Source organism: Halomonas sp. THAF5a (assembly GCF_009363755.1).
GTDB lineage: Bacteria > Pseudomonadota > Gammaproteobacteria > Pseudomonadales > Halomonadaceae > Halomonas.
The window spans coordinates 178,053-197,087 of sequence record NZ_CP045417.1 but is presented as its reverse complement, the minus strand read 5'-3'; the positions used below and the strand labels follow the sequence as shown (position 1 = coordinate 197,087).

18 protein-coding genes are annotated in these 19,035 nt (G+C 68.9%); 9 read left to right on the top strand and 9 right to left on the bottom strand.

Going from position 1 to position 19,035, the window contains the following annotated elements; all coding sequences use genetic code 11:
- Positions 1–42 precede the first annotated feature (42 nt).
- The 3 genes from FIU83_RS00850 to FIU83_RS00840 form a co-directional block, all read right to left on the bottom strand.
- The gene (locus tag FIU83_RS00850; protein WP_152482317.1) at positions 43–429 is read right to left on the bottom strand and encodes a SirB2 family protein; all 387 of its coding nucleotides are present in this window, start codon (positions 427–429) and stop codon (positions 43–45) included.
- A gap of 38 nt (positions 430–467) precedes the next feature.
- Complete coding sequence (locus FIU83_RS00845; RefSeq protein WP_152482316.1) at positions 468–1,676, bottom strand: NnrS family protein; 1,209 nt, start codon at positions 1,674–1,676, stop codon at positions 468–470.
- A 301-nt stretch (positions 1,677–1,977) separates the two neighbouring features.
- The gene (locus tag FIU83_RS00840) at positions 1,978–2,391 is read right to left on the bottom strand and encodes a MarR family winged helix-turn-helix transcriptional regulator (protein WP_152482315.1); all 414 of its coding nucleotides are present in this window, start codon (positions 2,389–2,391) and stop codon (positions 1,978–1,980) included.
- A 142-nt stretch (positions 2,392–2,533) separates the two neighbouring features.
- On the opposite strand from FIU83_RS00840, the gene FIU83_RS00835 reads away from it, so the two are divergent.
- The 3 genes from FIU83_RS00835 to FIU83_RS00825 all read left to right on the top strand — a co-directional run bounded on the left by FIU83_RS00835 (position 2,534) and on the right by FIU83_RS00825 (position 5,666).
- Positions 2,534–3,100 (top strand): YIP1 family protein, encoded by a 567-nt coding sequence (locus FIU83_RS00835; RefSeq protein ID WP_152482314.1) that lies wholly within the window; start codon positions 2,534–2,536, stop codon positions 3,098–3,100.
- A gap of 100 nt (positions 3,101–3,200) precedes the next feature.
- Positions 3,201–4,370, top strand: a complete 1,170-nt coding sequence (locus FIU83_RS00830) for a globin domain-containing protein (RefSeq protein WP_152482313.1) — start codon at positions 3,201–3,203, stop codon at positions 4,368–4,370.
- A 99-nt stretch (positions 4,371–4,469) separates the two neighbouring features.
- The gene (locus FIU83_RS00825) at positions 4,470–5,666 is read left to right on the top strand and encodes a PLP-dependent aspartate aminotransferase family protein (RefSeq protein WP_152482312.1); all 1,197 of its coding nucleotides are present in this window, start codon (positions 4,470–4,472) and stop codon (positions 5,664–5,666) included.
- Positions 5,667–5,786: 120 nt separating this feature from the next.
- Here FIU83_RS00825 and FIU83_RS00820 read toward each other — a convergent pair whose 3' ends face one another.
- The gene (locus tag FIU83_RS00820; protein WP_152482311.1) at positions 5,787–6,215 is read right to left on the bottom strand and encodes a globin; all 429 of its coding nucleotides are present in this window, start codon (positions 6,213–6,215) and stop codon (positions 5,787–5,789) included.
- Positions 6,216–6,413: 198 nt separating this feature from the next.
- Between FIU83_RS00820 and FIU83_RS00815 the strand changes: the two genes are divergently transcribed.
- Complete coding sequence (locus tag FIU83_RS00815) at positions 6,414–7,409, top strand: peptidase U32 family protein (RefSeq protein ID WP_152482310.1); 996 nt, start codon at positions 6,414–6,416, stop codon at positions 7,407–7,409.
- An 8-nt stretch (positions 7,410–7,417) separates the two neighbouring features.
- Positions 7,418–8,335 carry a U32 family peptidase gene (locus tag FIU83_RS00810; protein WP_152482309.1) on the top strand — a complete coding sequence of 306 codons (918 nt, stop codon included), beginning with the start codon at positions 7,418–7,420 and terminating at the stop codon, positions 8,333–8,335.
- 144 nt (positions 8,336–8,479) lie between these two features.
- On the opposite strand, the gene FIU83_RS00805 is transcribed toward FIU83_RS00810, so the two are convergent.
- From FIU83_RS00805 to FIU83_RS00795, 3 genes are all read right to left on the bottom strand, one after another.
- Positions 8,480–9,220, bottom strand: a complete 741-nt coding sequence (locus FIU83_RS00805; RefSeq protein ID WP_152482308.1) for a ribonucleoside-diphosphate reductase — start codon at positions 9,218–9,220, stop codon at positions 8,480–8,482.
- Positions 9,221–9,424: 204 nt separating this feature from the next.
- The gene (locus FIU83_RS00800; protein ID WP_152482307.1) at positions 9,425–11,536 is read right to left on the bottom strand and encodes an adenosylcobalamin-dependent ribonucleoside-diphosphate reductase; all 2,112 of its coding nucleotides are present in this window, start codon (positions 11,534–11,536) and stop codon (positions 9,425–9,427) included.
- Between the two features lie 62 nt (positions 11,537–11,598).
- Positions 11,599–12,084, bottom strand: coding sequence for an SCP2 domain-containing protein (locus tag FIU83_RS00795; RefSeq protein WP_152482306.1), 486 nt, complete (start codon positions 12,082–12,084; stop codon positions 11,599–11,601).
- Positions 12,085–12,608: 524 nt separating this feature from the next.
- Here FIU83_RS00795 and gdhA point away from each other — a divergent pair.
- A complete protein-coding gene (gene gdhA, locus FIU83_RS00790) occupies positions 12,609–13,961 on the top strand; it encodes an NADP-specific glutamate dehydrogenase (RefSeq protein WP_152482305.1) in 1,353 nt (450 codons plus the stop codon).
- A 105-nt stretch (positions 13,962–14,066) separates the two neighbouring features.
- Here gdhA and hemN read toward each other — a convergent pair whose 3' ends face one another.
- Positions 14,067–15,452 (bottom strand): oxygen-independent coproporphyrinogen III oxidase, encoded by a 1,386-nt coding sequence (gene hemN, locus FIU83_RS00785; protein WP_152482304.1) that lies wholly within the window; start codon positions 15,450–15,452, stop codon positions 14,067–14,069.
- A 305-nt stretch (positions 15,453–15,757) separates the two neighbouring features.
- On the opposite strand from hemN, the gene FIU83_RS00780 reads away from it, so the two are divergent.
- From FIU83_RS00780 to FIU83_RS00770, 3 genes are all read left to right on the top strand, one after another.
- Positions 15,758–16,210, top strand: coding sequence for an Rrf2 family transcriptional regulator (locus FIU83_RS00780; RefSeq protein WP_152485197.1), 453 nt, complete (start codon positions 15,758–15,760; stop codon positions 16,208–16,210).
- 111 nt (positions 16,211–16,321) lie between these two features.
- A complete protein-coding gene (locus tag FIU83_RS00775) occupies positions 16,322–16,918 on the top strand; it encodes a hypothetical protein (protein WP_253939511.1) in 597 nt (198 codons plus the stop codon).
- Positions 16,919–16,928: 10 nt separating this feature from the next.
- Positions 16,929–17,300 carry a DUF6164 family protein gene (locus FIU83_RS00770; protein ID WP_152482303.1) on the top strand — a complete coding sequence of 124 codons (372 nt, stop codon included), beginning with the start codon at positions 16,929–16,931 and terminating at the stop codon, positions 17,298–17,300.
- Between the two features lie 129 nt (positions 17,301–17,429).
- Here the strand turns inward: FIU83_RS00770 and ahpF are convergent, their stop codons facing one another.
- Positions 17,430–18,983 carry an alkyl hydroperoxide reductase subunit F gene (gene ahpF, locus FIU83_RS00765; protein ID WP_152482302.1) on the bottom strand — a complete coding sequence of 518 codons (1,554 nt, stop codon included), beginning with the start codon at positions 18,981–18,983 and terminating at the stop codon, positions 17,430–17,432.
- Between the last annotated feature and the right edge of the window lie 52 nt (positions 18,984–19,035).

Below are 19,035 nucleotides of genomic sequence, written 5' to 3'. Positions count from 1 at the left end.
GTATAGATCAGCGCATACGGCTCAGCGCAGGCGCGCCTGGCCTCAGGCCAGCCAGGAGAGCGGGCTGTGGGTCACGGCCGCCCCCACCATGTAGGCGAAGGTGGCCAGCGCGGCCAGCGCCGACGTCGCGCGTACCGCGGGGGTGCGGCCGCGCTTGATCGCCAGGGCACCCAGGCCGATGTAGACCAGCAGGGCGATCAGCTTGGCGGCGAGCCAGGGCTGCTGGTGGGGCCAGGCGGAGAGCAGCACCATCAGCGTCACGCCGAGCCCCAGCAGGGCGGTGTCGATGAGATGGGGCGCGATCTTCACCCAGCGCCGCTGTAGCAGCGGCGCCTCGCGTACCGACCACCAGGCCCGCAGCAGGAAGAAGGCGAGGCTCAGGGCGGCGACAGTGACGTGCAGGTGCTTGATCAGAGCGTAGTGTTCCACGGGCGCGGTATCCTCGGCGTCGATGGCGGAGCGGTGTCCTATCCGTCCTTGCCGTCGGCCCGAACCGACAGCAGCGGCCCCGTATAGTGGAACAGGAAGATCGCATATGCCAGGCACCAGAAGAGAATGCCTAGGTTGTAGGTCCAGTGGGTGATCTGGGGGGCCAGCGCCAGCACCGGCGAGCGCAGCACGGCGGCGGCGAGCATCAGGCCGAGCGCCACGCCGATGCCCGGCAGGGTGCGGATGGGACGCGCGGTATGGCCGAGCGACACCCGCGACATCATCGCCAGCATCATGGTGCCCATGCCGCCGACGGTCAGGGCGTGCACGGCAAGCTCCACGCGGAACATGCCCAGCGCCGCCAGCGCCCACATCGCCAGGCCCACCGGGATGAAGGCGTAGCTGCCGTGCAGGCCCCAGAGCAGCGGCTCGCGCCAGCTATGAAGGCCGTCCCAGCCCGCCAGGCGCAGCGCGTTGGCCAGCGCCGCCAGCCCCAGCAGGACGGCGAAGAGCGCGCCCGGCAGCGCCACGCCGAGCACGGCGAGCCCCTGGGCCAGCACCACGACCATCACGCTGCCGAGGCTTGCATACTCCAGGGCGGGGAGCGCCGGCCGGCGGGTGAGGCCCAGGCGATTGGCGGTGAACATGGCGATGACCCGGCCGCCCACCACCACCATCAGCAGGGTGATCGTGAGCACCGCCAGGTAGGCGGCCTGGCGGATCAGCTCGGCCTCGCCGGTGAGCACGCCGAGGTGCATGGCCAGGTTGGCCAGGGTCAACAACCCCAGCGCCGGCAGGAAGATCAGGTTGCGCCAGCGGCGGGCGCGGATCACCAGGCTCGCCATCACCACGGCCACCACCGGCAGGAAGACCAGGTCGACCAGCATCGGCAGCCACGCCGGCATGCCCACCGGGAAGGCCATCAGGCCCCGTGCGGCCAGCCAGAGCGCGACCAGCGCCAGCAGCGGCGCGCCCCGGAGGCTTGGCAGCCCCGTCCAGTTCTGCACCGCGGTGAGCAGGAAACCCGCCACCACCGCGGCGGCGAAGCCGAACAGCATCTCGTGCTGGTGCCAGAACATCAGCCCGCCGACCGGGCGCAGCAGGATGTCGCCGTGCCAGAAGGCCAGCCACACGGTCATCGCCGCCAAGCCATAGAGCGCGGCCAGCAGGAAGAAGGGACGAAAGGCCAGCCTCGTCACCGGCAGGTGCGATAGCGAGGAGGAGCTAACGGAGGAGGTCGAATGCATGGCGCCATACCCGACTGGAACGCTTGGTGATGGCCATTGTGGCCCGGGCTCTCTCCTCCTTCCTTGACTGGCATCAAGAATACTTCTTACGAGAAGAGCCGTTCCTTCCTGTCGCCAGCAACCGGAATCTGGCCGCCGGCGGAGTGGAGGACGAGGAGGTGACTGGCGGTTCCATAAGGCGCTGACCGGGTCGGCGTTTCGGCACCGCCGCAGGCCTGGACATCGAGCGCAGCAAGGCATGACGGCTTGTCCACTCGGTAGATGGTGCCCCCTCAGGGGACAAGGGGCCCCGACGAGGGGCTCAGGAGAGTTCGGGCCAGCCGGGGAGATGGAACTCCTCCTGCAGATGGCGCAGCTCGGGCTGATGCAGCTCGGCAATGCGCCGGGCCAGCTCGCTTCCGCGGGGCAGCAGATGCACCTCGGTGCGCCGCCGGTCGGCACGACTCGTGCGTCGCTCCACCAGGCCCAGCTGCTCGCAGCGATCCACCAGCGCCACCGTGCCGTGGTGTTTCGCCTGGAGCCGCTCAGCCAGCTCTCCCACCGAGGCCCACTCGCTCCCCTCCCCGCCAAGCAGGTGCAGCAGCAGCTGGTACTGCAGCGGCGTCAGGCCGTGTTCGCGGCAGATGTCATCGCTCTGGCGCAGGAAGCAGCGCAGCTGGTAGCGGAAGTGCGAGAGCCGCTGGAAGTCCTGCTTGGTCAAGGCGTCGTCGATCATGGCCGTTCTCGATCCGAAAGAGGGAAGTGGGGCGATCCGGCGGCGTCCGTGTCGCTTGACAGGGAGGGGGCCGGGGCCTAAAAGGTTAAGCAACTATATCATGCCGTGATATTTTATCATGCCCGGACGCGAGGAGCCTCCCATGAACCCCGTGACGATCTTCAAGCTGCCCTTCACCCGCCAGGCCGGCTGGAAGTCGCTTCAACAGCGCCAGACGCCGATTCCCGTGCTGGCCTGGTGTTTGGTGCTACCCATGTCGCTGCTGCCCCCGGTGATGCTCTACTACGCCGGCACCCACTACGGCGACGACTTCGTGATGGGTTTCGCCGACCGGGAGTGGCGCTTCATCACCACCATCCTGTTCCTGGCCGAGCTGCTCACCTTCTTCCTGATGGGCTGGCTGATCCACTCCGTGGTCAACAGCACCCGGGAGCTGTCGATCAGCTATCACGACGCCTACCTGCTGGCCGCCCTGGCGCCGCTGCCGCTCTGGTCCTCGGCCCTCGTCCTGCTGATCCCCAGCCTGCTGCTCGGCGTCCTGGCCGTGCTGACGGCGCTCGGCATCTCCTGTCAGCTGCTCTATCACGGCCTGCAGGCGCTGTGTGGACGCAGCGACAACGACGTCAACACCATGTCGGCCGCCTACACGATCATGGCCGCCGGCGTGCTGGCCTGGGGCCTGCTGATGACCATCGTCTGGGCTTACTGATCCCTGCGACATTTTGCGTCAGCGCCGCGAGATGACGGGGCCAGGCTTTAAGATGTATTTTAAATGCACTTTAAAAGACACCCCTGACCGGAGCCCCGCCATGCTGACCCCAGACCAGGAACGCCTGATCGCCGCCACCGCGCCCACGGTGGCGGAGCATCTCGACGCCATCACCCAGCGCTTCTATCCGCTGATGTTCTCGCGCTACCCCGAGGTGAAGCCGCTGTTCAACGAGGCCCATCAGCGCGACGGCGGACAGCCCCGGGCGCTGGCCGGCGCGGTGCTGGCCTACGTGGGGCTGCGCGAGGATACCCAGCAGGCCAGGGGGGCGCTGGGTACTATCGTCGGCAAGCACGTCGCCCTGGGCATCCGGCCCGATCAGTACCCCATCGTCGGCGAGTGCCTGATGGCCGCCATCGGCGAGGTGCTGGGCGAGGCGGTGACCCCGGAGGTCGCCGGAGCCTGGAGCGCCCTCTACGAGGAGCTCGCCGGCCTGCTCATCGAGCTGGAGGATCACCGCTACCGGGCCTTCGCCGAGCGCCCCGGCGGCTGGCGCGGCACGCGGCGCTTTCGCATCGCCGAGATCCGCCGCGAGAGCGCGGTGATCCGTTCCTTCGTGCTGGAGCCCGAGGACGGCGGCCTGGTGGCCGATCACGCGCCCGGCCAGTTCATCGGCGTGCGGCTGACCATCGACGGCGAGCCGCTCTATCGCCACTACAGCCTCTCGGACGTGCCCAACGGCCGCTCCTACCGGATCTCGATCAAGCGCGAGCCCGAGGGCCGGGCGAGCCGCCACTTCCACGATGCCATGGCGGTGGGTGACACCCTGGAGCTGCTGCCGCCCGCCGGCGAGCTGATCCTGCAGGGTGAGGACGAGCCCCTGCTGCTGGCCTCCGGCGGCGTCGGCCAGACCCCGCTGCTGCCGATGGCGCGCCACGCCCTGGCCGCGGGACGCCGGGTGATCTACCTGCACGCCGCCCTGGACGCCGAGCACCACGCCTTCCGCGACGAGGTGGCGGCGCTGGCCTCCGCGCACCCGCAGCGACTGCATGCCGTGAGCGTCCATGAGCGCGGCGCCGACGCCGACCATATCGGTCGCATCGACCGCGAGCTGCTCGCCGATCTGCTGCCCGAGGGCGCCCGCTGCTACTTCGTTGGCCCCCCGGGCTTCATGACCGCCGTGGATCGGGCACTGGCCGACCTCGGCGTGCCGGCGGAACGTCGCCACTACGAGCACTTCGGCCCCTCCCGCCCCCTCGAGGCCGCCTGACGGCACGTCGGGCCCGGTCATGCCACCCCGACCCCGGGACGGCCTCCCCGCCGGGGGCCGGGGCCGCGTCCAATCCTCTCACCGCGCGAAGGAGTTCCCATGTCCTCTTCCCAACCGCCCCGCCACGGCCCCGCGACCCGGGCCATTCACGCTCAGCGGCAGCGCGACGCCTTCGGCAGCCCGCACATGCCGATCTACGACACCACCACCTTCGCCTACCCCGACACCGCGGCGCTGCGCGAGGTCACCGAGGGGCGCCGACGCGCCCCTCTCTATACCCGCTACGGCCAGAATCCCACGCTCTACGCCCTTGAGGAGACCCTGGCGGCGCTGGAGCAGGCCGAGTCGGCCTGGGCCTTCTGCTCGGGCATGGCCGCCATCAGCGCGCTGCTGCTGACCCACGGCCGGCGCGGCATCGTCTGCCTCGGCGAGGTCTACGGCGGCACCATGAGCCTGCTCGAGCGACATCTGCCGGGCTTGGGCATCGACACGCACTGCCTGCTCGAGGGCCATGACGCCGAGGCGCTGGAGCGATACCTGGTCGCGGGCGCGGGCCTGGTCTATCTGGAGACGCCGACCAACCCCAGGCTCCAGCTGATCGATGTCGCCGCGGTGGCCGAGCAGGCCCACCGTCACGGCGCCCTGGTCGCGGTGGACGGCACCTTCGCCACGCCGATCAACCAGAATCCGCTGGCACTGGGCGCCGACCTGGTGGTGCACAGCGCCACCAAGTACCTGGGGGGCCACGGCGACCTTACCGCCGGCGCCGTGATGGGGAGTGCCGAGGTGCTGTCGCCGATGTGGGCATGGCGCCAGAGCCTGGGCACGGCGCTCTCCCCCCAGACGGCTGCGCTGCTGTCCCGCAGCCTGCGCACCCTGGCGCTGCGCGTTCAGCGCCACAGCGCCTCCGCCCAGACGATCGCCGAGGCGCTAGCGAATCACCCCGCCCTCGCCCGGGTGCTCTACCCGGGCCTTCCGAGCCATCCCGGGCACGCGCTGGCCTGCCGCCAGATGTCGGGGTTCGGCGGCATGCTCGGCATCGAGCTGGCGGGCGGCGGCGAGGCGGCAGCCCGGGTCGCCGACCGGCTGGCGCTGTTCGCGCTGGCGCCCAGCCTCGGCGGCGCCGAGAGCCTGGTGACCCAGCCCTGCACCACCTCCCACGCCGATCTCTCGCCCCGGGAGCGCGCCCGGCGCGGCATCGGCGACAACCTGCTGCGGCTATCGATCGGCCTGGAGGAGGTCGAGGACCTGCTCGCCGACCTGCGCCAGGCGCTGGATCCGGAGCCGGCCGGCTGAGGGCGCCTCGCACCGGGCGCGAGGTCTACCGACTCAGCGGCATCGCCCCCTGGACGTCCGCCCGCGGGGGCCCTGCACGCGCCCAGTCGTGTCAACCCACCAGGGTGTTCACGGAAAGTCCTAGCCGTCGCCGTTTCCCCGGTCGTAGTGGAAGGTCATGAAGACGATGCCCGGGGTCATCACCAGCCGCCAGGCCAGTTCGATGTCGTCGTCGAAGGCCTCGTCGAAGGCGCGCACCGTGTCGATCAGACTCTCGAGCCAGAGGTCGTAGAGCCTCGGAGAAATATCCCGGTGGGCCCGGTCGTGGGTGATCGCCACCTGCTGCAGGTAATAGTCGGTATGGCTCGAGGCGTAGAACGCCAGCAGGTGGTAGAAGGCCTTCTTGAGCATCGCCTGCTGGCGCGCCATGTCGGTATGGCGGAACTTCTCGGCGACCGCGGGCGAGGCGGCGAGGAAGCGGTCGTAGAAGATCGCGAAGAACGCCTGCCCCTCGACCTCGCGGTTCAGCACCCGCACGTAGCTCTCGTCGAAGAGCCGCTCGATGTCCATGGTCACCCCGCACGGTGAACGGGCCTGATCATAGCCTAGGCCAGGCGCGCATGCCCGCCACGGCCGGGAGCCGAACGGTGGACAGGACATGACCTGGATCACGTCGGGGGCGAATGCCCGCCCGAGATGACGCCCGTCAAGGGCGGGGCCGGGCGGGTCGACTAGCATGGCCGGGATTTCATCGAGAGGAGTCGCGCCATGGAGCTCGTCTGCCCCGCCGGCAACCTGCCCGCCCTCAAGCGAGCCGTGAACGAGGGTGCCGATGCCGTCTACTTCGGCTTCCAGAACACCACCAACGCGCGCCAGTTCGCCGGGCTCAACTTCACCGACAAGCGCGCCGGGGAGGGCATCGACTATGCCCACGCCCGGGGAAAGCGGGTGTTCTGCGCCATCAATACCTACCCGCAGCCGGACGGCTGGGCGATGTGGACCCGCGCCGTGGACCAGGCCGCCGAGCTCAGCGTCGACGCTCTGATCCTGGCCGACATGGGGCTGCTCGACTATGCCGCCCGCCGCCACCCGCACCTCGACCGCCACCTCTCGGTGCAGGGCTCGGCGACCAGCCATGAGGCGCTGCGCTTCTACCACGAGCAGTTCGGCATCAAGCGCGCCGTGCTGCCGCGGGTGCTCTCGATCACCCAGGTCCGCGACCTGGCGAAGCAGAGCCCGGTGGAGCTCGAGGTGTTCGCCTTCGGCAGCCTCTGCATCATGGCCGAGGGGCGCTGCTACCTGTCGTCGTATCTCACCGGCGAGTCGCCCAACACCCGCGGCGTCTGCTCGCCGGCGGCCCACGTGCGTTGGGAGGAGACCCCCCGGGGCCGGGAGTCACGCCTCAACGGCGTGCTGATCGACCGCTACGCCGAGGGCGAACGGGCCGGCTACCCGACCCTGTGCAAGGGGCGCTTCGCGGTGGGAGGCGAGACCTACCACGCCATCGAGGAGCCGACCAGTCTCAACACCCTGGAGCTGCTCCCGGAGCTCAAGGAGCTGGGCATCAGCGCGGTGAAGATCGAGGGACGCCAGCGCAGCCCCGCCTACGTCTCGAAGGTCGCCGGCATCTGGCGCCAGGCCCTGGATCGTGTCGAGCGCGCCCCCGGGCACTTCCGCGCCGAGCCCGCCTGGATGGCCGGCCTCGGCGAGCTCTCCGAGGGCGCCACAACCACCCTGGGCGCCTACGAGCGGCGCTGGAAATAGGAGACCTCATGACCGCCACGACCCTGGAAATGAGCCTTGGCCCGGTGCTCTTCTACTGGACCCGCGAGGACTACGCCGCCTTCTACTGCGCCGCCGCCGACTGGCCCGTCGAGACCGTCACCCTGGGCGAGTCGGTCTGCTCCCGGCGCCGCGACATGAAGCTCGACGACTGGCTGGGGATCGGCCGCGAGCTCGCCCAGAACGGCAAGCGGGTGGTGCTGGCGAGCCAGACCCTGATCGAGTCCGAGGCCGACCTGCGCGACCTGCGCAGGCTCTGCGACAATGGCGAGTTCACCGTCGAGGCCAACGACCAGAGCGCGGTGCAGCGTCTCGCCGCTGCCGGCCTGCCCTTCGTCGCCGGGGCCGCGCTGAACCTCTACAACCCGGCCTCGCTGGCCGTGCTGGCCCGCGCCGGCATGCAGGGCTGGCAGGCGCCGGTGGAGATGTCCCGAGACGATCTGACCCGGCTGCTGGCCGACTGTAGCGACAGGGGGCTCGAGCAGCCCTGCGAGGTCGTCGCCTACGGTCACCTGCCGCTGGCCTGGTCGTCACGCTGCTTCACCGCGCGGCGCCACCAGAAGCCCAAGGACCGCTGCCAGTTCGTCTGCCAGAAGTATCCCGAGGGCCTCGCCCTGCGCTCCCAGGAATCCCGGGAGGTGTTCACGCTGAACGGCATCCAGACCCTCTCCGGCGCCTGCCAGGACCTGCGCCACGAGCTGCCGACCATGGCCGAGATGGGCGTGGCGAGCGCCCGGCTGAGTCCCCGCGCCGAGGGCATGGCCGAGGTGGTCGCGGCCTTCGATGCGGCGCGGCGAGGCGCCCTTCCCGCCCCCGACCCGCTGGCGCTGGTGGAGGCCGAGGTCTGCGACGGCTACTGGTACGGCCGCCCGGGCATGGACCACAGCCGCGGCTCGGCCGCGCCCTGAGCGCAACGCGCCTTCCCATGCCAACATGAAAGAGACGCCCCGGAACGCGCTGCGTCCCGGGGCGTCTCTCCATCGCTATTACCCCCATCGCGGGCGTTCAGCCGGGCCGGCCCGCGTTATCCACAGGCCCTCTAGCGGGCCCGCTTATCCACACTTGGACCAGCCGCAGCCGGAGTAGCAGGTGGGGCAGCCGTCCATCATGATCAGCTCGCCGTTGCACTCGGGGCAGTGGCCGACCACGGCGGGGCCACCGCCCTGCTCCTGCGCCTGGCGGTCGGCCTGCTCGAGCTCCTCCGGGGTGGGCGGATGCCAGGGGCGGCCGCTCGCCAGGCGCTGGGCGTAACGGCTGACCAGCTCCTCCACCGGCACCTGGTGGCCATCCTGGTCGAGGAAGCCGCGGCGGTAGAGGATCTGCTGGATCGACCAGGCGATGGCCGCGACCTCGGAGTCGTGGAACACCGGCTTGCCCCAGCGGTTCATGCCGCAGCGCACCAGGCCCTTGTCCCAGGCCACCTTGCGCAGGTCGGCCACCGCCTGGGTGACGTAGCCGCCCCGGGCGGCCAGCGACAGGCTGCGCATGGTGGCGGTGATCCACTGGTGCTCGCTGGAGAGCTGGCCAGAGGGAAAGAAGAACTCCACCGGGCGCTCGATCACCACCCGCTTGCCGTTGACCACGCCCTCCACGGGCATGAAGGAGACCAGCAGGTAGACCTTCTTGCGCCCCTCGGCGCCGACGTAGGAGATCTTCTCCGACACGGCCTCCAGGGTGCCCTCGGGGCGCGAGGGGATGCGCACCGTGAGCGGGTTCTCCTCGGCCAGCGGCGGGGCTTCCACCGCCTTCTTGACGCTGTAGGAGACGATCTTGGAAGTGATCTCGACGGCCATCAGGAGACTCCTCCGAAAAGTTGTTGGGTGGCACTGGACATCCATCGCTCGGGGCTGAGACGGGGACAAGCCCCGAAATGTCGGACCAGCGAGGAGGCGCTGTGAATACGTCCTTGTACGCTACCGACGCCATCCATGGCGTAGGACCTCCTCTTCGGCTCATCCCCGGCGCCTCTCGCTGAGGGCCAGCTCGAGAACACTGGCTTACCACTTGCCATAGGTGCCTTCCTTCAGCGCATCATAGAGATTCGCCGCATTGTGCTCCTCGCCGTCGTAGATGACCTTCTCGTCGCCTCTGAGTTCGACGGTCTCGCCGTTCTCCAGCTCGAAGACGTAGGTGGTGTTCTTGAGGTCGTCCTCGCGCACCAGCACGCCCTGAAAGGCCTCGGGATTGAAGCGGAAGGTGGTGCAGCCCTTGAGCTTGCTGGCGTAGGCGTCGAGGTAGAGGTCCTTGAACTCCTCGAAGGCGAACTCGGTGGGCACGTTGACCGTCTTGGAGATCGCCGAGTCGACCCACCCCTGGGCCGCCGCCTGCACCGCCACGTGCTGCTTCGGGCTCACCGCGTCGGCGGTGATGAAGTAGTCGGGCAGGTCGCTCTCCACCGCCTCGGCGGCGATGAAGTGGCGGTAGGCGGCCAGCTCGAAGGAGACCACCTCGACCTGCTCCTTGGTCTTCTTGCCCGACTGGATGACGTTGCGGAAGTAGCGGTGCGAGAAAGACGGCTCGATGCCGTTGGAGGCGTTATTGCCCAGCGACAGCGAGATGGTGCCCGTGGGGGCGATCGAGCTGTGGTGGGTGAAGCGCGCGCCGTGCTCGGCCAGCGCCGCCACCAGCTCCGGCTCCACCTCGGCGACCTTCTGCATGTAGCGGCTGTAGCGGGCGTGGAGGATGCGCCCCGGCACCTTGTCGCCGACCTCGTAGCCGTCGCGCTTGAGCTCGGGGCGCTCGCGCATCATCCGCGGGGTGATCGCGTAGTCCTCGGTGAGCGCCGGCGCCGCGCCCTTCTCGCGGGCGAGTTCCAGGGCCTGCTTCCAGCCCTCGAGGGCCAGGGTGCGACTCACCTCCTCGGTGAAGGCGAGCGATTCCGCCGAGCCGTAGGGAATCTTGAGCATGGTCAGGGTCGAGCCCAGGCCCAGGAACCCCATGCCGTGGCGGCGCTTGGCCTCGATCTCGCGTCGCTGGCCCTCCAGGGGCAGGCCGCTGATCTCGACCACGTTGTCGAGCATGCGAGTGAAGATCGCCACCACCTGGCGGTAGCGCTCCCAGTCGAAGCGCGGCGCCTTGCCGAAGGGGTCGATGACGAACCGAGTCAGGTTCACCGAGCCGAGCAGGCAGGCGCCCTCCGGTGGCAGCGGCTGTTCGCCGCAAGGATTGGTGGCGCGGATCTCTTCGCAGAACCAGTTGTTGTTCATGCGGTTGACCTGGTCGATCAGGATGAAGCCCGGCTCGGCGAAGTCGTAGGTCGAGGCCATGATGGTGTCCCACAGCTCCCGGGCGCGGATCACCTCGACGATGCGGCAGGCCACGCGCCCCTCGTCGTCGAGGGTGTAGCCCTCCTCGATCACCGGCCAGTCGCGGTAGATCAGCTCGCTCTCCTCGACGTCGTCCTTCTCGCCCGGGTGGAGGGGAAAGGCCAGCGGCCAGTCGGTGTCGTTCTTCACCGCCTCCATGAACTCGTCGGTGATCAGCAGCGAGAGATTGAACTGGCGCAGCCGGCCCGCCTCGCGCTTGGCCTCGATGAACTGGCGCACGTCGGGGTGGCCGACGTCGAAGGTGCCCATCTGGGCGCCGCGGCGCCCGCCCGCCGAGGCCACCGTGAAGCACATCTTGTCGTAGATATCCATGAACGCCAGCGGGCCGTTGGTGCCGGCGCCGGCGCCGAACACGAAGGCGCCCTTGTGTCGCAGGGTCGAGAAGTCGTAGCCGATGCCGCAGCCCGCCTTGAGGGTCATGCCGGCATCCACCACCGAGTCGAGGATATCGTGCATGGCATCGCGGATGGTGCGCGAGACGGTGCAGTTGATCAGGCTCACCGCCGGCTTGTAGGCCTCGGCGCCGGCATTGGACATGATCCGCCCGGCCGGGATGGCACCGTTCTCCAGCGCCCAGCGAAACTTCGGCAGCCACGCCTCGGCCTGATCGCCCTCCACCGCCGCGAGCGCCTTGGCGACGCGCTCCCAGGTGGCAGGGACGTCCTGGTCCACGGGGTGGCCGTGACGGTCCTTGAGGCGGTACTTGGCGTCCCAGATGTCGCGGGACGGCGCCTGCAGGGGCACCTCGTTGGAGGTCTTGACGGCCTTGGCGGATGTGCTCATGTCGGGGGGTCTCCAGAGCGGTGTCGGGGGAGTCGGTATCGAGAGAAACGCGGGGCGGCGGGTCAGCGATCGCGCGCCGTGAGGCGCTCCAGGCGCAACAGCCACTCGCCGAGACGCCCCTGGGCGAGGCCCTCCTCGAGCCCGTCGAGCAGGTTCTTAACCATCAGGCCGAGTTCGGTGTCGCCCTCGATCGAAAGGCGACGCTGGAAGAACAGGCTGTCGGGATCCTCCCTCCGGGTGGCAAGGCACAGAAACTCGCGCCAGCCGCCGCGGATGGTCGCCTCGCCGGGCTCGAGGCAGAGCACCAGGCGCTGCTCGACGAGGCTCAGCGTCAGCGTCACGCCGAGGTCCTCGACGGTCAGGCTGATGCGGCGGCCCTCAAGGGCGTCGAACTCGCCCTCGGCGAGCGGCCCGGCGAAGGTGCGGTTGAGCAGCGGCTCCACCAGCCGGCGCTTGATGCCCAGCGGCACCCGGGGATCCAGGGCGCGGATCACACGACTCGGGGCGAGCGGGCGCACAAGCGACAGCGTCGGATGGGGCAGAGACATGCGGCTTCTCCTGATGATGTCGGGGCGGCTAGGCCGCCGGAGCGCTCATCCTAGGGGGCATCTAAACCGCCTGCACTGACGTGCGTCAAGGCGTCGCCTGCGGCGCGCTCCCCAAGCGCTGCATACCATATATAGACCACTGCCCCCCCCCTGGCACAAGATGTGCAAGCGAAGCCTCAACGCCGTCGCCGGTCACGCCGCGGCACCTGGCGGGGCGGCAGCCAGGCGATGGCGCACCCGCCTGCGTCCCCTGCTCGGCCTCCTTCCGGCCCCCGGCTCGCGTCCTCCGGCGCCCCCACGCTGGCTCCCTTGCCCTGTCGACGCGGCCGATGCGACTCGGAGATCGTTGATACACAATTTATTAGATAGGTTAGATGTTTTAATCTGGTGCACACATTTCTGCGCTTTTAAAGGAATTTCGCGTCAATACTATGTCTAATCTCCGCATAAGCTATGCGCTTGCTGCATAATGGTGCATCGATTAGAGTGCGTGGAATGGTTTTCCACCGCACAGGACACGACCCATGCCCTACGTTCACGACACCCTCGAGGCCCTGCGCAGGAGCAGCCCGGCCCAGACCGAGTTCTACCAGGCCGCCGAGGAGGTGCTCGAGTGCCTGCGCCCGCTCTTCGAGCGCAGCCCCCACTACCTCGACCACAACATCATCGAGCGCATCGTCGAACCCGAGCGGCAGATCATGTTCCGCGTCTGCTGGACCGACGACGCCGGCAAGGTGCAGGTCAACAAGGGCTATCGCATCCAGTTCAACTCGGCCCTCGGCCCCTACAAGGGCGGGCTGCGCTTCCACCCCAGCGTGACCGCGGGGACCATCAAGTTCCTGGGCTTCGAGCAGATCTTCAAGAACGCCCTTACCGGCCTGCCCATCGGCGGCGGCAAGGGCGGCTCGGACTTCGACCCCAAGGGGCGCTCGGACGGCGAGATCATGCGCTTCTGCCAGGCCTTCATGAGCGAGCTCTACCGCCACATCGGCCCGACCACCGACGTGCCGGCCGGCGACATCGGCGTGGGCGAGCGCGAGATCGGCTTCCTCTACGGCCAGTACAAGCGCCTGACCGGCCGCTACGAAGGCGTGCTGACCGGCAAGAGCCTCAACTGGGGCGGCTCCATCGGGCGCAAGGAGGCCACCGGCTACGGCGCCGTCTATTTCGCCGAGAACATGCTCGCGGCCCGCGGCGATAGCCTCGCCGGCAAGACCTGCCTGGTCTCCGGCGCCGGCAACGTCGCGATCTACACCATCGAGAAGCTCCAGGCACTCGGCGCGAATCCCGTCAGCTGCTCCGACTCCCGCGGCACCCTGCACGACCCCGACGGCATCGACCTGGCGCTGCTGCGCGAGCTCAAGGAGGTCCAGCGCACCTCGCTCGAGGCCTACCTGGCCCAGCACCCGGAGGCGCGCTACATCCCGGCGGGCGACTACCCGGCCGACGGCCACGCGGTGTGGCGCCTCAAGGGCGAGGTCGCCTTCCCCTGCGCCACCCAGAACGAGCTGACCGAGGCCGACGCCGAGACCCTGCTGGGCAACGGCGTGACCTGCATCAGCGAGGGCGCCAACATGCCCTCCACCGCCGCGGCCGTGGATCGCTTCCTGGCGGCGAAGATCGCCTACGGCCCCGGCAAGGCGGCCAACGCCGGCGGCGTGGCGACCAGCCAGCTGGAGATGGCGCAGAACAGCAGCATGGAGCAGTGGCCGCTGGAGAAGGTCGACGCCAAGCTCAAGGCGATCATGGCCAATATCCACCGGCAGTGCGCCGAGACCGCCGCCGAGTTCGACGACCCCACCAACCTGGTGCTGGGCGCCAACATCGCCGGCTTCCGCAGGGTCGCCGACGCCATGATCGAGCAGGGCGTCTGCTAAGCCCGACGGGCGAGATCGCAGTAACGGAAGACCACGCGGCGCCCCGAGGGGCGCCGCACTGCTTTGGGCGGGGTGAACCGCCCTGAGCAGGGATGGCCGCCGGGATCAGACGGTGCGCGAGTAGCGCCCGGTGCTGTGGCTCAGGTAGGCGTCGAAGGCCATGGCGGCGTTGCGCATCATCAGCCGCCCGGCGGGCAGCACCTCGATGGCGGTATCGGAGAGGGAAAGCAGGCCGTCGTCGACCATCTCCTCGAGCTCCTCGAGGGCCTCGGAGAAGGTATCGCGAAAGACGATGCCGTGAGCCGCCTCGATCTCGGCGAAGACGATGCGGCCGTGGCACATCAGGGCGTTGATCACATCGCGACGCAGCACGTCGTCGGCGTTGAGGCGGTAGCCGCGCATCACCGGCAGCCGCCCCGCCTCGAGGCGCGCCTGGTACTGGGCGGTCTCCTTGACGTTCTGGCTGTAGCTGTCGCCGACCTTGCCGATGGCGGTGTTGCCCAGGCCGATCAGATCGCAGTCGGCGTGGGTCGAGTAGCCCTGGAAGTTGCGCTGCAGGGTGCCGTTTTCCTTGGCCAGCGAAAGCTCGTCCTCTGGCAGGGCGAAGTGATCCATGCCGATGTAAACGTAGCCCGCCTCAGTGAGGCGGCGGATGATCAGCTCCAGCAGCTCGATCTTGCGCTCCGGCGGCGGCATGTCCTCGGGGCGGATCAAGCGCTGCGCCTTGAACAGCTCCGGCAGGTGGGCATAGCTGTAGGTGGCGATGCGATCCGGGCGCAGGGCGATGATCTTGTCCAGGGTTGCGTCGAAGCTCCCCACGGTCTGCAGCGGCAGGCCGTAGATCAGATCGACGCTCACCGACTGGAAGCCCGCCTCGCGGGCCGCCCCCACCAGCTCCAGCACCTGCTCCTCGCTCTGGATACGGTTGACCGCCTCCTGCACCCGGGTATCGAAGTCCTGCACGCCGAAACTCAGGCGATTGAAGCCCAGGGCACGCAACTCATGGATCTGCGCGGGAGTCACGGTGCGCGGGTCCACCTCCAGCGAGAACTCCCGTTCCTCGGGCTCGGCGAAGTGGAAGGCCGCGTCCAGCGCCGCCATCAGCTCGCCGAGCTGGTCGTTATCGAGGTAGGTCGGGGTGCCGCCGCCCAAGTGCAGCTGGGTCATGCGCCGCGACTCGTCGAACAGCACCCCCTGCAGCTCGATCTCCCGCTTGAGCCAAGCCAGGTACTCCGCCGCCCGCTGCCGATTGTGGGTAATGATCTTGTTGCAGGCACAGTAATAGCAGAGGCTCTCGCAGAAGGGGATATGCACGTAGGCCGAGAGCGGCTTGGGCGAGGCGGCCGCGTTGCTGCGCTCGGCGGCGGCCCGGTAGTCGTCCTCGGCGAAGGCCGCCTGGAACTGCGGCGCCGTGGGATAGGAGGTATAGCGCGGGCCGGGGCGGTCGTACTTCTCGACCAGGGGACGGATGAACGGCAGGGTATCTTGCATGAGCGAATCGAGCCTCTTGAACCGAAGGGCGGCGGCCGCAGCCGTCACCGTTGGGCGAAGTATGCCAGCCGCGACCGCGCCCGTCGGTACCCTCGAAGGGGTAGCTGACTCAGATCAAGACATGGAAAAAAGCGCCGACATGGCTGGGATCGGCACCTTGAACCCAGGAAATAAGATTCATATATAATATAAGTTATAATGAGCTCGCATCCCGACCAAGCCGGGCCGAAACGCCTTCCCTGCCGGCAGGATGCTATAGTGGGGCGTTTACTACCCACCCCGTCCTGCAAGGCGCCAGAATGCCCATGCATCTGACCCGTTTCACCGACTACTCGCTGCGCGTGCTGCTTTACCTGGCCGTCAAGGGCGAGGAACGCTCGACCATCCATGAGATCGCCGAGCGCTTCGGGATCTCCCGCAACCACCTGATGAAGGTGGTGCAGGACCTCAATCACCAGGGCTACCTCACCGCCATCCGCGGGAAGAACGGCGGCCTGGTGCTCAAGCGCCGTCCGGAATCCATCCCGCTGGGCGAACTGGTACGCGCCACCGAACGCGACCTCCAGCTCGTCGAGTGCTTCGGTGACGACAACGCATGCACGATCACCCCCGCCTGCCGGCTCAAGCCGATCCTGGCCGAGGCCCTCAGCGCCTTCCTCGCCGTGCTGGACCGCTACACCCTGGCCGACCTGCTCGGCCCCCGGCGTCCCCAGCTGATGCAGCTGCTGCAGCTCGACGACGTCACTGCCGCCGACTGAGGGCGCCCCTGTCTCCCCGGGGCGGGGCCGCCGCCATGCGGATGGTCCCACAGGACAGTCCCGCCGCTCCGTGCTAGCCTCGGCGCGTCCCGGTCCGAGGAAGCTCCTGCCATGCCCCGCCGCCCCCGTCTCGCCCCGCTCCTGCCGCTCTGCTCGATGCTGCTGCTGTCGGCAGGCCTGCTGCTGGCCGGCCCTGCCGCGGCCACGAACTACAACACCAGCGACGTCCAGGCCCATGGCGGCTGGCACTCCCTGGCCCTCACGCTCGGCGAGGCGCGCCACTTCCGCGCCCTCGACCAGCAGAGCTATGGCGATGCGATCCTCAGCGTCAACGCCAGCGCCGGGGCCTGCGACCTGCCCTGGCTGGAGCTTCGCGTGGAACTCGACGACTACCAGCCCGAGAGCGCCACGGTGAACCGCGTGCCCGCCGATGCGCGGGTCGATCACGCGCCCATACGCAGCGGCCGCGCCGCCTTCGTCACCGAACGCGGCGACCGCGGCTTCTACGTGCGTCTGGCCCTGCCGGAACTGGACCGGCTGCTTGCGGAGATGGCCGACGGCGAGCTGCTGCGCCTGCGCCTGATGCGCGGCGAGGACGATCCCTGGTACATGGCCTTCGCCCTGGCCGGGGCCGGCGAGGCGATCGCGCGCATGCGCCGCCTCTGCGCCCAGGCGCCCGCCCCGGGCAACGACGGGCGCGATTCCTAAGGAGGGCTCGATGGCCACGCTGCTGTTTCACCTGGGCAACGTGCCCGACGAGGAGGCCGAGGCGGTGCGCCGCCTGCTCGACGAGCACGGGATCGCGACCTACGAGACCCGCGCCGGCTTCTGGGGGCTCGGCGTGGCGGCCATCTGGCTGCGCGACGAGGCCCAGCGGGAAGAGGCCCGGGCGCTGATCGACGCCTACCAGCGAGAGCTCGGCGAGCGGATGCGCGACGAACTGGCCCGCCTCGCCGCCTGCGGCGAGGCGCCGACCCTGTGGCGACGCCTCCGGCGGCGGCCGCTGCGCACGCTGCTGCTGGCCCTGCTGGCCGCCGGCGTGCTCGCCCTCTCGCTGCTGCCCTTTCTATGGCTGTCGGGCTCTGACTGATGGGCTCTGGCCGATCGGCTGAGCGCCCACCTCGCCGCTCCCCACGGCCGCCGCTGTCTCTTGAACGACGACGCCCCCGCCGGCAGCACCGGCGGGGGCGTCGAGGAAGGGCCGGACGACCGGCCGCGATCAGCTGCGGATCAGATAGTCGAAGGCGCCAAGGGCGGCCTTGGAGCCCTCGCCCATGGCGATGACGATCTGCTTGTAGGGCACGGTGGTGACATCGCCGGCGGCGAAGATGCCGGGGATCGAGGTCATGCCGCGCTCGTCGACGACGATCTCGCCGCGCTCGGAGAGCTCGATGGGCGAGTCCTGGAGCCACTCGGTGTTAGGCACCAGCCCGATCTGCACGAAGACGCCCTCCAGGTCGACCCGGCGCAGCTCGCCGGTGGCGCGCTCCTCATAGGTCAGGCCGTCGACACGCTTGCCGTCGCCGTTCACCTCGGTGGTGCGGGCGCCGAGGATGATCTCGACGTTGGGCAGGCTCCTGAGCTTCTTCTGCAGCACCGCGTCGGCGCGCATCTCGTCCATGAACTCGAGCAGGGTCACGTGGCCGACGATGCCGGCCAGGTCGATGGCCGCCTCGACGCCGGAGTTGCCGCCGCCGATCACCGCCACGCGCTTGCCCTTGAACAGCGGGCCGTCGCAGTGGGGGCAGTAGGCCACGCCCTTGTTGCGGTACTCGGCCTCACCGGGCACGCCCATCTCGCGCCAGCGGGCGCCGGTGGCCAGCACCAGGGTCTTGGCCTTGAGGCGAGCGCCGAACTCGAACGCCACCTCGTGCTCGCCGCCCGGCTCACCCGGAACCAGCTCGACGGCGCGCTGCAGGTTCATGATGTCGACCTCGTACTCCTTGACGTGCTCCTCCAGCGCCGCGGCCAGCTTCGGGCCCTCGGTGCGGGGCACGGAGATGAGATTCTCGATGCCCAAGGTGTCGAGCACCTGGCCGCCGAAGCGCTCCGCGGCCACGCCGGTACGGATGCCCTTGCGCGCGGAATAGACGGCCGCCGCGGCGCCGGCGGGTCCGCCGCCGATCATCAGGGTGTCGAAGGAGGCCTTGTCGTTGAGCTTAGCGGCCTCGCGCTCGGCGGCGCCGGTGTCCACCTTGGCCAGGATCTGCTCCAGGCTCATGCGGCCCTGGTCGAAGGGCTCGCCATTGAGATAGACGCTCGGCACCGACATGATCTCGCGCGCCTTCACCTCATCCTGGAACAGCGCGCCATCGATGGCGACGTGATGGACGTTGGGGTTGAGGATCGCCATCAGGTTCAGCGCCTGGACCACGTCCGGGCAGTTCTGGCAGGAGAGCGAGAAGTAGGTCTCGAAGTGCATCTCGCCATCGAGGCTCTTGATCTGCTCGATCACCTCCTCGGAGGCCTTGGGCGGATGGCCGCCGATCTGCAGGAGCGCCAGCACCAGCGAGGTGAACTCGTGACCCATGGGGATACCGGCGAACACCACGCCGCTCTCCTCGCCGGGACGGTTCAAGGCGAAGGAGGGGGTGCGGGCATCCTCGCCGTCGAGGCGCAGGGTGATCTTGTCGGTCAGGCCGACGATATCGGTCAGCAGGCCGTGAAGTTCCTTGGACTTGTCGCCGTCATCGAGGGACGCGACGATCTCGAACGGCTGAGTGACCTTCTGCAGGTAGGCGTTGAGCTGGCTTTTCAGATTGTCGTCCAACATGACAGCGGCATTCCTTCATGTTCGGGGGTGAAGACGGAGGTATGAGGAGATC

Coding starts and splice junctions, on each gene's coding strand:
- FIU83_RS00845 (WP_152482316.1), bottom strand. CDS start 1,676: ATGCATTCGACCTCCTCCGTTAGCTCCTCCTCGCTATCGCACCTGCCG.
- FIU83_RS00840 (WP_152482315.1), bottom strand. CDS start 2,391: ATGATCGACGACGCCTTGACCAAGCAGGACTTCCAGCGGCTCTCGCAC.
- FIU83_RS00835 (WP_152482314.1), top strand. CDS start 2,534: ATGAACCCCGTGACGATCTTCAAGCTGCCCTTCACCCGCCAGGCCGGC.
- FIU83_RS00830 (WP_152482313.1), top strand. CDS start 3,201: ATGCTGACCCCAGACCAGGAACGCCTGATCGCCGCCACCGCGCCCACG.
- FIU83_RS00825 (WP_152482312.1), top strand. CDS start 4,470: ATGTCCTCTTCCCAACCGCCCCGCCACGGCCCCGCGACCCGGGCCATT.
- FIU83_RS00820 (WP_152482311.1), bottom strand. CDS start 6,215: ATGGACATCGAGCGGCTCTTCGACGAGAGCTACGTGCGGGTGCTGAAC.
- FIU83_RS00815 (WP_152482310.1), top strand. CDS start 6,414: ATGGAGCTCGTCTGCCCCGCCGGCAACCTGCCCGCCCTCAAGCGAGCC.
- FIU83_RS00810 (WP_152482309.1), top strand. CDS start 7,418: ATGACCGCCACGACCCTGGAAATGAGCCTTGGCCCGGTGCTCTTCTAC.
- FIU83_RS00805 (WP_152482308.1), bottom strand. CDS start 9,220: ATGGCCGTCGAGATCACTTCCAAGATCGTCTCCTACAGCGTCAAGAAG.
- FIU83_RS00800 (WP_152482307.1), bottom strand. CDS start 11,536: ATGAGCACATCCGCCAAGGCCGTCAAGACCTCCAACGAGGTGCCCCTG.
- FIU83_RS00795 (WP_152482306.1), bottom strand. CDS start 12,084: ATGTCTCTGCCCCATCCGACGCTGTCGCTTGTGCGCCCGCTCGCCCCG.
- gdhA (WP_152482305.1), top strand. CDS start 12,609: ATGCCCTACGTTCACGACACCCTCGAGGCCCTGCGCAGGAGCAGCCCG.
- hemN (WP_152482304.1), bottom strand. CDS start 15,452: ATGCAAGATACCCTGCCGTTCATCCGTCCCCTGGTCGAGAAGTACGAC.
- FIU83_RS00780 (WP_152485197.1), top strand. CDS start 15,758: ATGCATCTGACCCGTTTCACCGACTACTCGCTGCGCGTGCTGCTTTAC.
- FIU83_RS00775 (WP_253939511.1), top strand. CDS start 16,322: ATGCCCCGCCGCCCCCGTCTCGCCCCGCTCCTGCCGCTCTGCTCGATG.
- FIU83_RS00770 (WP_152482303.1), top strand. CDS start 16,929: ATGGCCACGCTGCTGTTTCACCTGGGCAACGTGCCCGACGAGGAGGCC.
- ahpF (WP_152482302.1), bottom strand. CDS start 18,983: ATGTTGGACGACAATCTGAAAAGCCAGCTCAACGCCTACCTGCAGAAG.